Consider the following 12882-nt stretch of genomic DNA (forward strand, 5'->3'; position numbering starts at 1 on the left):
GAGCGTTCGCGGTGCATTGCGAAAGGGCCGCTCCCGGCCGAACTGATGCTCGATCTTGTGGCACAGCGCGAGCAGATGCCGCACGGGCAGCGTCGTTTCGAGCTTCACGACGCAATTGAAATAGTCGTCGCCGCCCGCGTCGATCGGGGCGGTGCGATACAGGCTCGATTTGGCGAGCACGGTGATGGTGTGCTGTTGGGCGAGGCACACCACCGCGTCTTTCAGGGTCTGGCGCGCGTCCCCGAGATTCGCGCCGAGGCCAAGATAAGCAACCGTCATGGCATAACTTCCTGCAACTATCGTTCGACGGCTTCCGCGAACGCCGCGTCAGTCTTCGTGCGAGCCTGCCTGGCCCGCGTCGTTGTCCGTGCGTTCGGCGGGCGAGCCGCCCTCCAGTCCGTCACCTGATTGGCGGTTTCTGGCGCCACCGCGCCGCCGTCGTTTTCTGGGGCTCCGGTCCTTCCCGCCTTGCGTGAGCAATATCTCGCGCGCGGCGGCGTCTCCTTCGATGAACTCCGTCCACCACGCGCCGACCGACTCGTCGAGTTCGCCCGATGCACAGCGCAACAGGAGGAAATCATACCCCGCTCTAAATCTTTGGTGTTCTAGCAGCTTCAGTGCGCTGCGGCCCGAGCGTTTCTCGAGGCGCAGCTGCAGGCCCCAGATCTCGCGCATATCGGCCGAGAAGCGCTTGTGGATCGCGAGTTTCTCGGTCTGCATATCGAGCACTTCGTCCATCGCGCGATGCAGAGCGGGCACCGGGTACTCGCCTTCCGCCTCGAATTTCTGCCAGCGCTGCTGGACGTCGTGCCACATGAGCGTCGCGAACAGGAAGCCCGGTGATACCGGCTTGCCGGCCAGCACGCGCGCGTCGGTGTTCGACAGCGCAAGCGAGATGAAGCGCTCGCCGGTCGGCTGCTCCAGCACGACATCGAGCAGCGGCAGCAGGCCATGATGCAGCCCCTCCTGGCGCAGCCGCTTCAGGCATGCCAGCGCGTGGCCGGACAGCATCAGCTTGAGCATCTCGTCGAACAGACGCGCGGCGGGCACGTTGTTGATCAGATCGGCCATCGTGTCGATCGGCGCGCGCGTCGCTTCGTCGATTTCGAAGCCGAGCTTCGCGGCGAAGCGCACGACACGCAGCATCCGCACCGGATCCTCGCGATAACGCGTGGCCGGGTCGCCGATCATGCGCAACAGGCGCGCGCGCATGTCGGCCATGCCGTTGTGATAGTCCAGCACGGTTTGCGTGGCCGGATCGTAGTACATCGCGTTGATCGTGAAGTCGCGCCGCGTCGCGTCTTCGTGCTGCTCGCCCCACACGTTGTCGCGCAGCACGCGGCCGCTCGCGTCGACCGCGTGGGTGCGGCGGTCGAGTTCGTCGCGCTTCAGACGCTTCGGCGGCGGCGCATCGGCGGCCGGCGGATCGACGAGAGCGCGGAACGTCGAGGTTTCGATGATTTCTTGGCCGAACTGCACGTGCACGATCTGGAAGCGCCGGCCGATGATGCGCGCGCGGCGAAACAGCTTCTGCACCTGGTCGGGCGTCGCATCGGTCGCGACGTCGAAATCTTTCGGCTTCACGCCGAGCAGCAGATCGCGCACCGCGCCGCCGACGATAAACGCGCGGTAGCCGGCCTGCTGCAGACCCTCGGTCACGCGGATCGCATTGCGCGAGATCAGCGTGGGATCGATGCCATGCACGTCGTGCGGAATGATCACGGGCACGTCCGGCTCGCGCGGGGCCGTCGGGGCGGCGGCGGCCGATTTACGGCGCGGCCGCGCCGTGCTCGCCGAGGCGGACTTGGTGCGCACGGGCGCGCTGCCGGCCTCGGCGCTGGTGTCGACGTTGGTTTCGGCTGCGAGCGCGCCGTTAGCGGTCGCCGTGTCCTGGCCGAATAGCTTGCGGATGAGTTTCTTGATCACGAGGGTTGAAAGAGTTCGAGGATGCGCCAGCCTTTGTTCTGCGCATGGGCGCGCAACGTATCGTCCGGATTGGTCGCGATGGGATCGGTGACCTTTTCGAGCAGCGGGATGTCGTTGTGCGAATCGCTATAGAAATAGCTGTGCTGGAAGTCGCCCCAGCTCTTGCCGAGCGACGCGAGCCACATTTCGGTGCGCACGATCTTGCCTTCCTTGTAGCTCGGCGTCCCGGTGGGGCGGCCGGTGTACGCGCCATGGGGATCACCGCCGATGGTTTCCGCCTCGCACGCGATCAGGGTATCGACGCCGAAGGCCTCGGCGATCGGCCGGGTGATGAATTCGTTGGTCGCGGTGACGACGCAGCACAGGTCGCCCGCTTCGCGGTGTTGCTTCACGAGTTCGAGCGCCGCGGGCAGGATGGCTGGCGTGATCACTTCGTGCATGTACTCGGCGTGCAGGTCGGCGAGTTGCGCGCGCGTGTACTTGGCGAGCGGCGTGAGCATGGCGACCAGGTAGGCGTGAATGTCGAGCCTGCCGGCCTTGTAGTCGGCGAAGAAGCGGTCGTTTTCGCGGGCGAAGTTTTCGGCGTCGACCATACCTTTTTTCACCATGAAGCGGCCCCATTCGTGGTCGCTGTCGGTGGGAATGAGCGTGTGATCGAGATCGAAGAGTGCAAGGTTAGCCATGGGGGCCTATTTTACTTGAAGCGGGAAGGCCGGCGTGTGAACCCGTCGGGGCAGCGGCGGGTTGGGTGGCGTGAGCGCCGCCGTTCGAGCCCGCCGCCGCGGCCGCCGAACCGTGCCGTTCGTCGGCGCCCGGCGAGGCCAGCATCGTGCGCAATAGCGGCAGCGTGACCGCGCGCTTCTGTTCGAGCGAGAAGCGGTCGAGCGCGTCGAGCAGCGCCATCAGGCTCGGCATGTCGCGGCGAAAGTGGGTGAGCACGTAGGCCGGCACGTCGTCGGCGAGCATGATGCCGCGCTCGCGCGCCGCGCGTTTGAGCACCGCGGGCTTGGCGTCGTCGGGCAGGGGCGCGAGATGAAACACCAGACCCCAGCCGAGGCGGGTGCGCAGATCCTCGCGCACCGTCATGCCGATCGGCGCGGCGTTCCCGGCGGCGACCAGCGCGGTGGTGGGGTGTGCGCGTACCTCGTTGAACAGGTTGAACACGGCGATCTGCTGCGCGGCCGACAAGCCGTCGCAATCGTCGATCGCGTACAGCGCGACGCGCGGATCGAAGCCGAAAGCGGCGAGGCTGCTCTGTGGTCCGGCGAAGCGCGCATGGCCCGGCGGCGCTTCATGCACGAGCGCTTGCAGTAGGTGGGTACGACCGCTGCCGGCTTCGCCCCAGATATAGAAGGTGCGGTCGGCGACCGGTCCGGCGGCGAGCGCGTGGTCGAGCTCGCGCAAGCGCGTGACCAGCTCGGCGTTCGCGCCGGCGAAGAAATTGTCGAATGTCGATGGCGGCGGGGTGCCGAGATCGAGCGTCAGTTGACGAAGCACAGTAGGTTAATGCCGAAAATGAGGCCGGCGCCCAACCGGAGTGGGACGAAAGGGGCGTGCCTCGGGGCCTAAAACGTCGAAAGGCAGTCAGTGTTGCGGCGTGCCCGCCGCGCTGTCCGGCCGCGTGCGGGACACGGCTTGGGTGGGCGCGTGCGGGCCGGCCAGGCCGGAATCGGGATGTCGTATTGCAAGGTCGTTTCTCGGCTGTCGTCGAACCCGCGAATTCCTGCCAGGCGACCGGCATCGGGTAAAATCGCATTTTACCGACCTTCGAGCTCTTCCCCATGAATCAACCGAAATCCGCCCAGCATTCAACCGATTCGGCCCAAGGTCTGTCGTATCGCGACGCCGGCGTGGACATCGATGCGGGCGACGCCCTCGTCGACGCGATCAAGCCCTTTGCCAAGAAGACGCTGCGCGACGGCGTGCTAGGCGGCATCGGCGGGTTCGGCGCGCTGTTCGAAGTGCCGAAAAAATACAAGGAGCCGGTGCTGGTGTCCGGCACCGACGGCGTCGGCACCAAACTGCGTCTCGCCTTCCAACTGAACAAGCACGACACCGTCGGCCAGGACCTGGTCGCGATGAGCGTCAACGACATCCTCGTGCAAGGCGCGGAGCCGCTGTTCTTCCTCGACTACTTCGCGTGCGGCAAGCTCGACGTCGGCACGGCGGCGACCGTCGTGAAGGGCATTGCACAGGGCTGCGAGCTGTCGGGCTGCGCGTTGATCGGCGGCGAGACCGCGGAAATGCCGGGCATGTACCCGGACGGCGAATACGACCTCGCCGGTTTCGCGGTCGGCGCAGTGGAAAAAAGCAGGATCATCGATGGCAGCAAGATCGCCACGGGCGACGTGGTGCTCGGTCTTGCATCGAGCGGCATCCATTCGAACGGCTTTTCGCTGGTGCGCAAGATCATCGAGCGCGCGCAGCCGGATCTGAACGCGGATTTCGACGGCCGCTCGCTTGCCGATGCGCTGATGGCGCCGACGCGCATCTATGTGAAGCCGCTGCTCGCGCTGATGCAGCAAATCGAGGTGAAGGGCATGGCGCACATCACCGGCGGCGGCCTCGTCGAGAACATTCCGCGCGTGCTGCGCGAAGGCTTGACCGCCGAGCTCGATCACCGCGCGTGGCCGCTGCCGCCGCTGTTCTCGTGGCTGCAGCAGCACGGCGGTGTCGCGGATGCGGAAATGCATCGCGTGTTCAACTGCGGTATCGGGATGGCGGTGATCGTGTCGGCAACTGAGGCGGAGTCGGCGATCGGTCTGCTGTCAGCGGCGGGCGAGCAGGTGTGGAAGATCGGCACGGTGCGTGAGAGCGCGGCCGGTGAAGCGCAGACGGTGGTGGTCTGAGGTTTTGACGGCTTGCGTGGCGCACGCAATGGCGTGTGTCACGCGGGGCCGGGTCGGTCAGGGCGCCGGTTCGAAGCTGGCCCCGAGAAGCGGTTTCGAAGCTCTGCTTCAAGGCTCTGCTTGAAAGCTCTGCTTCAAGGCTTTGTTTCCAGGCTTTGTTTCTAGGCTTTGCTGCAAAAGTCTGCTTCAACGCTCTGCTTCAAAAAGCTCTCCTTCAAGGCGCTATCCCAAAGACTGCTTCAAAGAGTTTGCTTCGAAGTTCCGCTTCGAGGGCTTCCGTCAAAAGCGCTGTCTCATAACCCCGCCTCAAAGCTTCGCCTCACTCGCTGCCGTCCGCCCGTCTCCCGCCCGACGCATCACACCAGTGTCTCGACCAGTTCGACCACCCGCGCCGTCGCGTGCGGATCGCAGCAATCCACCACCATTCGCTCCGGCATGCCGCGCAGCCACGTGAGCTGCCGCTTGCATAACTGCCGCGTTGCGAACACAGCTTTGTCGCGCATGGTCCGGTAATCGACCGCGCCGTCGAGGTACTCCCATACTTGCCGATAACCGACACAGCGCATCGACGGCATGTCGGGCCGCAGGTCGCCGCGTGCACGCAGCCTCACCACTTCATCGACGAAACCGTGCGCGAGCATCGCATCGAAACGCTGCTCGATGCGCGCGTGCAGCACGCCGCGCTCGGACGGTTCCAGCGCGACCGGCACGAAGCGCCACGCCGAGCCGGTATCGTCGACGCGCGGGGGCGACGCAAGCAGCGTCGACATCGGCTGGCCGGTCAGCATGAACACTTCGAGTGCCCGCTGGATGCGTTGCGAGTCGTTCGGCGCGAGCCGGGCGGCCGTGAGCGGATCGACGCTGGCGAGCCGCGCGTGCAGCGCCGGCCAGCCGTCGCGGGCGGCGTCGGTGTCGAGTGCCGCGCGCACGTCCGGGTCGGCGGCGGGTAGATCGTTGAGCCCTTGCGTCAGCGCTTTGTAGTAGAGCATCGTGCCGCCGACCAGCAGCGGCAGCCGGCCGCGCGCAACGATCTCGCCGGTGAGCCGCAGCGTGTCCTCGCGAAACTGTGCGGCCGAATATGAATCGACGGGATCGACGATATCGATCAGATGATGCGGCGCGAGCGCGCGCTCGTCGGCGCTCGGCTTTGCGGTACCGATATCCATCTCGCGGTAGACGAGCGCCGAATCGACACTGATGATCTCGACCGGCCGGCGCGCGGCGATCGCGAGCGCGGCAGCGGTCTTGCCGGACGCGGTCGGGCCGAGCAGACAGGGGACAGGGGCAGCGCGTGGCGTCATGAGCGAACCGGTGTGCGTCGAGGCGGTTTTATCGAACGCAGCAACGTTACTGCCCGCGCATGAAGAGCCGGTCGAGATGGCCCAGCGTCAGCTGATACCACGTGGGGCGCCCGTGATTGCACTGGTCGGCCCGCTCGGTCGCCTCCATCTGGCGCAGCAGCCCGTTCATTTCGTCGAGCGTCAGGCGCCGGTTCGCGCGCACCGCGTGATGGCACGCAAGCGTGCCGAGCAGTTCGTGCTGGCGCTCGGTCAGCACGCGTGAGCCGCCGAATGCATGCAGGTCCGTGAGCACCGCGCGCGCTAGCGATTGCAGATCGGCGTCCTTCAGCAGCGCCGGAACCGCGCGGATCGCAAGCGTGGTCGGCGACAGCACCGCCAGGTCGAAGCCGAGTGCATCGAGCGTGTCGCGCTCTTCCTCGACCGTGCCGACTTCGACCGGATCGGCCTGCATCGTCTGCGGGATCAGCAACGGCTGCACGGCGATCGCGCGGTCGGCCAGCGCGTTCTTGAACTGCTCGTACAGGATGCGCTCGTGGGCCGCGTGCATATCGACGATCACGAGCCCGTGCCGGTTTTGCGCGAGCACGTAAATGCCGTGGACTTGGCCCAGCGCGAAGCCGAGCGGCTGATCGTCGGAGGCGTCGAATGCTGGGGAGGTGACGCGTGCGGCGAACGGCGACGAAGTGGCTGGTGAAGTGTCGTATGGCGACGCCGTTTCGGCGGCCGAGTCGCGCGCTTCGAACAGCGACGCGCCCTCCACCGGAGCGGCGAGCGGGTCCTTACGGCCGAACAGCGCGTCGTAGCCGGCCAGTGGTTGCGCGACCGGCAGCGTGCCTTGGGTCATCCGCGACTGGCGCATCCACGTGTTACCCGCCTGCGCGCCAGTGAATCCGCTGAATCCGCTGGATCCGCTGAAGCCAGTGCGCCCGGCCGCGCCGAAGCCCGCTCCCGAAAAGCCACCCGAGCCGCTGGAGATGCTGGCGCCCGAGCCGAAGCCCCGGCCATCGCCCGCACTGCCTGCACCGCCTGCACCGCCTACATGCGTTGAGCCAAACGAAACCGGCCCGCCAGCCGCCGGGTCCAGATGCGCCGCGTGCCCCCCGGCCGTGGTTTCCGGCGACGCGCCCGCGTGCCGCGCGAGCGCGCGCTGCACCGCATGGAACACGAACTGGTGGATTGAGCGGGAATCCCGGAAACGCACCTCGATCTTCGACGGATGCACGTTCACGTCGACACCTTCAGGCGGCAGATCGAGGAACAGCACGTACGACGGAAAGCGCTCGCCATGCAGCACGTCTTCATAGGCGGCGCGCACCGCGTGCGTGAGCAGCTTGTCGCGCACGAAGCGGCCGTTGACGAAGAAATACTGCTGATCCGCGCGGCCGCGGCTCGCGGTCGGCAGACCGGCGCAGCCGTAGAGCCCGAGCGGGCCAGCGGACTCGTCGAGCGGCAGATGCGCGGTCGCGAAGGTATCGCCGAGAATCTTCGCGACGCGCGCGGGCGGCTCGCTCGCGTTCCAGTGTTCGACCGCGCGGCCGTTGTGCAGCACCGAAATCGCGACGTCTGGCCGCGCGAGCGCGACACGGCGAATCTGTTCGAGACAGTGGCCGAGTTCGGTCTGTTCGCTCTTCAGGAATTTGCGACGCGCGGGCGTATTGAAGTACAACTCGCGGACTTCCATCGTCGTGCCCTGTGTGCCGGCCGCGGGGCTCAGCACGCCGGTCTCGGCGTCGATGCGCACCGCGTGCGGTGCGTCGGCGGTGCGACTGGTGATGCTCATCTGCGCGACCGATGCAATCGAGGCCAACGCCTCGCCGCGGAACCCGAGCGTAGCGACGGCTTCGAGTTCGGCGAGCGAGCAGATCTTGCTGGTCGCATGGCGCGTGAGCGCGAGCACGAGTTCGTTTTCGGGGATGCCGCAGCCGTCGTCGGTGATCGCGATGCGTTTGACGCCGCCTTCGTCGAGCAGGATGCGCAGCGTTTGCGCGCCCGCGTCGAGCGCGTTTTCGAGCAGTTCCTTCACCACCGAGGCTGGCCGTTCGACGACTTCGCCGGCGGCGATCTGACTGATCAATTGGTCGGGAAGCGGCTGGATCGCGCGCAACGGCCGCGGCGCGGGCGCCACGCCGGAGCGCGCGGGCTCGGCGGGGGAGCCGGCGGGCGTTTCGGAGAATTCGGACATGGCCAAATTATAGCGACTCGACACATGGGTTCACGGGCGCCCGCAACCCGGCGGATTTTTAATCGCGGTGACGCACTTTCTGTATCATGTCGCGGTCAATTCGCGGCGGCTTCGCTGCTGTTTGCCTGCCTCCATGTGCAGGCCGCGCGACGCCCATTTCTTCCCGCCCATACTGGTCTAAATAAAAGGACGTTCCTTGGATACGTTGCTACATTTCGTCAACCTCGTCCTGCACATCGACAAGTTCCTCGGGGACTTCATTCAGGTGTACGGCGCCTGGGTCTACGCGGTGCTGTTCGTGATCGTGTTTTGCGAAACCGGGCTCGTCGTTCTGCCGTTCCTACCGGGCGATTCGCTGCTGTTCATCGGCGGCGCGTTCAGCGCAACCGGGCAAATGCACCTTGGCCTGCTGATCCTGCTGCTGCTGATCGCCGCGGTCGCCGGCAACACCACTAACTATCTGATCGGGCGCGCGATCGGACCGCGCGTGTTCGATTCGCACATTCCGGTGCTCGAGCGTTTTCTCGACCGCACCGCGCTCCAGAAGACGCACAACTTCTACGAGAAGCACGGCGGCAAGACCATCGTGCTCGCGCGCTTCATTCCGGTCGTGCGCACGTTCGCGCCGTTCGTCGCGGGCGCGTCGTCGATGACGTGGAGCCGCTTCCAGCTGTTCAACGTGATCGGCGCGTTGCTGTGGGTATTGCTGCTCACGCTGCTGGGCTACTTCTTCGGCAATATCCCGTTCATCCGTCAGTACCTGAACGTGATCGTGCTCGTCGGTATTGGTGCCGCGATTGTGCCGATCGTGTTCGGCGCGTTGTGGAAGATGCTGCGCAAGAAAAGCGCGAACGCGGCTAATCGCTGACGTATGACGTTGTAGCGCCGAAGTGCCGGCTCGTGCCGGGTCAGTGAAAACGGAAAAGGCGTCGCGAATCTCGCGACGCCTTTTTTCATGATCGCAGGCTGCTTTGGCTCGTTCAATCCCGCGTCACCGCGCGCGGCGCGAGCGGTGTTTCCGGCGTCGGATAGCCGGCTTCCTTGAAGGTCTGCACGATCGCGCGATTGGTATCGAAGTACACCTGCCAGTAGCTCTGATTGGCGGTATAAGGACGCACGCAAAGCAGCGGCCCTTCCGGCGTGAAGCTCAATAGCTCGACGTCCGGTGTGGGGTTCTCGGCCACGTTCGGAATCTTCATGACGGCGGCCTTCAAACGCGCGATCGCATCGGTCGGGTCGACGCCGTTCGCGATCTTCGCGGTCAACTCGACGCGCCGGAACGGCAGCACGCTGTAGTTCGAAATCGTGTCGGAGAAGATCTTGTTGTTGCCGACGATGGTCGTGACATTGTCCGGCGTCACGATCGTCGTGCCGAACATGCCCAGTTCGGTGACCGTGCCGGTGACGCCCGCGGCCGTGACGAAGTCGCCGACCTTGAACGGCCGCAGGACCTGCATGAACACGCCGGCTGCAAAGTGCGCGAGCAGGCCGCCCCACGCAGTACCGATCGCGAGGCCCAGACCGGCGAGTAACGCGGCAAACGACGTGGTCTGCACGCCGAAGATCTGCAGTATCGCGAGAATCAGCAGCAGGTTCAGCAATGCGCCGAGAATCGACCCAAGGTAATGCGCGAGGGTTGGATCGACGCGGCCGTTGCGTGCGAGCATCTTGCGCAGCAGCCCCGTGATCAGACCGATGGCCCAGCGGCCCACGATCCAAAGGACGATCGCGCCGACGATTTCGGTGCCGAGGTCGATGCCCCGGGTCATGACAAACGTGCGTACGGTCTCAAGATCCACGGTGGGCCTCGTTGGATAAGTTGCCATCAGCGGATTGAACGACGGGGTGCAATACAGCGGCAATGCTTAAGCGACGGCTGCAACCGGTAACACGTGATCTTCGGGAGTTATAGGCGACGGCGCGCCCGTTCGCAAGGATCGTTCCTGGTGTCTACGCACGGCGCATTCGAAAGATGCAAGATGGCGACCGCCAGGCGCGGCTCGATGGGTTCTGCAGTGGTGTGCTGGTGGGCGCTGTCGCGACTCATTTGGGACGTGCCGACTTGATGCGCAGACGCGACTCGGAATATGGTGAGGTCGCGATGACAACCGCTTTGGCGGCGTCGTTTTTCGCGGCGCGCCGGTGGTCGGCGTGCGCGGCGCTGTCGCCGGAATGATCGCGCGTGCGCCTTTGATATCGATGTGCGTGCAAGGACGCCCTGTGAATGAGACCGCAACGAGCGTGGACGAAGGCGCGGGCCTCGTCCACGTCGATGCTCGAATGTCACGCGGGGATGATCCGCTCGGCCTTCAGACGATCGAATAGCGCGAAGAAAGCATCCGGCGTGCTCTGATAATCGAGGAAGCCCGCCTTGCGGCTCTTGGTCATGTCGGTGAGCACTTCCATCGGACGCCCGAGGTCGGCGTCGGTGTGCCACCACGACACCAGCCTGTCGATGTCGGGCTCGCGTAGTTTGTCGCGCGCCGCGATCTGGGCCCACTGGTCGCGAGCGCCGCCCATACGCGGCTCGAGCGGCCGGGTTTCGCCATCGAACGGCGCCGGCTCGATGCCGAAGTACTGCGCCAGTTGCGACCACATCCATTTCCAGCGGAACACGTCGCCGTTGACGACGTTGAAGTCCTCGTTGCGTGCATTCGGCGAACTCGCCGCCCATTCCAGATGCCGCGCGAGCAGACCCGCATCCGTCATGTCGGTGATGCCGTTCCATTGCGCCGCGCTGCCGGGAAAAATGAACGGCTGTCCCGTCTGTCTGCAAAGCGTCGCGTACACGGCGAGGGTTACGCCCATGTTCATCGCGTTGCCAAGTGCAAAGCCGATAATCGTATGCGGCCGATGCACGCTCCAGCTAAAGCCATATTGGCGCGCGGCGTCGAAGAGCCGGTCTTCCTGCTCGTAGTAAAAGTTATCGACGGGTTGCCGTCCCTGTTCCTCGCGAAACGGCGTGAGCGGTACGTTGCCTTGCGCGTAGGCTTCGAAGGGTCCGAGGTAGTGCTTGAGTCCCGTGACGAGTGCCGCATGTTCGAGCTTGCCAGATGGGCCTAATGCATCGAGCACGTGACGGACCATCGCGCCGTTCACGTCGATGTTCTCGCGCTCGGTTGCCTGTCGCGACCACGCGGTGAAGAACACGTGGCTGAAGTCGCGCCCTTTTAGCGCACGGACAACGGATCCGGCGTCAGTCAGATCGGCGGTGATGGATTGGATTGCGCCAGGCGACGCGGTGCGCCCGCGCGAAAGGCCTGTCACGCTCCAGCCGCCGCGCGCCAGCAGATGTTGCGCGAGATTGCCGCCGACGATGCCCGTCGCGCCAATGATGAGTGCCTGTTTTTCCATATCGAGTACAAGTCGATGAGTCGATTCGAAGGAAGCGACAGTCGTCGCCCGAGCGGGAAAGCAGCGCGCAGCATGCGCCCGATCCGGCGTGTCGCACGGTCGTTGTCCAGCAGCCTTCGATTGTAGGCCGATACGCGAGATTTCTCAGGCGCTCTCAACGGACCGCGCTATCGCGCCGGCGTCTGCTGACCTGCTGCTTCCAGAATCAGATCCGCCACTTCTTTCGGATGAGAGAGCAGCGATACATGGCTGGCGTCGATTTCGATCGTGTGAGCCTTCATGCGATTGGCCATGAAGCGTTCGAGATCGGGGTTGATGGTCCGGTCTTCGGTCCACACCGCATACCACGTGGGCTTGTCGTGCCACGCGGCAACCGTCGTCTTCGCCATCGTGATCGCTTTGCCTAGCGGCTGCTGTACGGCGTAATAGGTGTGCGCTTCCGCTTTCGGCAGATCGCCGGCGAAGTCGTTCACGAACGCATTTTCAGAGAGCTTCCCATAGCCGTCCGAAGACCATGTCAGCCCGGCGGCAGCAGGCGCCGCCGGAAACTTGCGGGTCAACGCCGGATAGTCTTCGCCTGCATCGGGCGCGCGCGCCGCGATGTACACGAGACCGGTGACTTTCGGATCATCGCCTGCCTGGCTGATCACCATTCCGGCGTACGAATGGCCGACCAGCAGTGTCGGTCCATCCTGCTCAGCCAATGCGCGTTTGACCGCATCGACGTCCGCGTCAAACGAGGTCGTCGGGTTCTGTACCGCCGTGACGTGCAGTCCCTTCGCCTGCAGCAGCGGAACCACTTTGGCCCAGCTCGATCCGTCGGCATAAAGACCGTGTACGAGCACGACGTTGTGAACGGGAGTCGGGGACGTCGCGGCGTTGTTCTGGGCCCATGCGGCATTGCCTGCGAGCATGGCTGACGCGACGATAACGGCTGCGGCTGTCAAATGGAGTGTCATTTCGATTTCCTTTAGCGATCAGAACGGTGGGCGTACTTGCGCAAAACAACGCTGCGCGCGTGATATTCCGATCCGCTGATTGATTGCTTCTATCGTGGGAATAGGGAATCGATGTCCGTGTTTTGCATCGCTCAGTGAGTCTTCACCGAGCTTGCGTTGATGGCCGAGCTCGCTTACATAAAAGAGCGTAGTAGTTCCCAGCTTTTTCCCGGCTGCTTTGCAACTGTGGACGGTCAATTCGATGGGACCACAGACAGTTTTCACAACGACTGCGCGACATTCGCATAGCTTTCTCGGCGCACATAGGCACC

At 64.7% G+C, this 12882-nt stretch carries 11 protein-coding genes; 2 read left to right on the top strand and 9 right to left on the bottom strand.

Annotated features, from left to right (window positions below):
- The 4 genes from folK to hda form a co-directional block, all read right to left on the bottom strand.
- On the bottom strand, nucleotides 1–279 hold a 279-nt coding region (gene folK, locus VGH68_RS28770; protein WP_331607134.1), incomplete at its 3' end, for a 2-amino-4-hydroxy-6-hydroxymethyldihydropteridine diphosphokinase.
- 48 nt (nucleotides 280–327) lie between these two features.
- Complete coding sequence (gene pcnB, locus VGH68_RS28775) at nucleotides 328–1926, bottom strand: polynucleotide adenylyltransferase PcnB (RefSeq protein ID WP_331607135.1); 1599 nt, start codon at nucleotides 1924–1926, stop codon at nucleotides 328–330.
- Complete coding sequence (locus tag VGH68_RS28780; RefSeq protein WP_331607136.1) at nucleotides 1923–2609, bottom strand: HAD family hydrolase; 687 nt, start codon at nucleotides 2607–2609, stop codon at nucleotides 1923–1925. The genes pcnB and VGH68_RS28780 overlap by 4 nt, the downstream gene beginning before the upstream one ends.
- Complete coding sequence (hda, locus tag VGH68_RS28785; RefSeq protein WP_331607137.1) at nucleotides 2602–3423, bottom strand: DnaA regulatory inactivator Hda; 822 nt, start codon at nucleotides 3421–3423, stop codon at nucleotides 2602–2604. The genes VGH68_RS28780 and hda overlap by 8 nt, the downstream gene beginning before the upstream one ends.
- A 284-nt stretch (nucleotides 3424–3707) precedes the next feature.
- Here hda and purM point away from each other — a divergent pair, with 284 nt between their 5' ends.
- Nucleotides 3708–4775, top strand: a complete 1068-nt coding sequence (gene purM / locus VGH68_RS28790; protein WP_331607139.1) for a phosphoribosylformylglycinamidine cyclo-ligase — start codon at nucleotides 3708–3710, stop codon at nucleotides 4773–4775.
- A 356-nt stretch (nucleotides 4776–5131) separates the two neighbouring features.
- On the opposite strand, the gene miaA is transcribed toward purM, so the two are convergent.
- The gene (miaA, locus tag VGH68_RS28795) at nucleotides 5132–6076 is read right to left on the bottom strand and encodes a tRNA (adenosine(37)-N6)-dimethylallyltransferase MiaA (protein WP_331607140.1); all 945 of its coding nucleotides are present in this window, start codon (nucleotides 6074–6076) and stop codon (nucleotides 5132–5134) included.
- 46 nt (nucleotides 6077–6122) lie between these two features.
- Nucleotides 6123–8258 (bottom strand): DNA mismatch repair endonuclease MutL, encoded by a 2136-nt coding sequence (gene mutL, locus VGH68_RS28800; protein WP_331607141.1) that lies wholly within the window; start codon nucleotides 8256–8258, stop codon nucleotides 6123–6125.
- A gap of 196 nt (nucleotides 8259–8454) precedes the next feature.
- On the opposite strand from mutL, the gene VGH68_RS28805 reads away from it, so the two are divergent.
- Nucleotides 8455–9126 (top strand): DedA family protein, encoded by a 672-nt coding sequence (locus VGH68_RS28805; RefSeq protein ID WP_331607142.1) that lies wholly within the window; start codon nucleotides 8455–8457, stop codon nucleotides 9124–9126.
- Nucleotides 9127–9238: 112 nt separating this feature from the next.
- Here VGH68_RS28805 and VGH68_RS28810 read toward each other — a convergent pair whose 3' ends face one another.
- The 3 genes from VGH68_RS28810 to VGH68_RS28820 form a co-directional block, all read right to left on the bottom strand.
- Nucleotides 9239–10057, bottom strand: a complete 819-nt coding sequence (locus VGH68_RS28810) for a mechanosensitive ion channel family protein (protein ID WP_331607143.1) — start codon at nucleotides 10055–10057, stop codon at nucleotides 9239–9241.
- Nucleotides 10058–10541: 484 nt separating this feature from the next.
- Nucleotides 10542–11612 (bottom strand): SDR family oxidoreductase, encoded by a 1071-nt coding sequence (locus tag VGH68_RS28815; protein ID WP_331607144.1) that lies wholly within the window; start codon nucleotides 11610–11612, stop codon nucleotides 10542–10544.
- Nucleotides 11613–11779: 167 nt separating this feature from the next.
- Entirely contained in the window at nucleotides 11780–12571 is a 792-nt protein-coding gene (locus VGH68_RS28820; protein WP_331607146.1) for an alpha/beta hydrolase, read from the bottom strand.
- Nucleotides 12572–12882: the final 311 nt, after the last annotated feature.

The sequence above is a fragment of the Paraburkholderia sp. genome, from assembly GCF_036488505.1.
Taxonomy (GTDB): Bacteria; Pseudomonadota; Gammaproteobacteria; order Burkholderiales; family Burkholderiaceae; genus Paraburkholderia.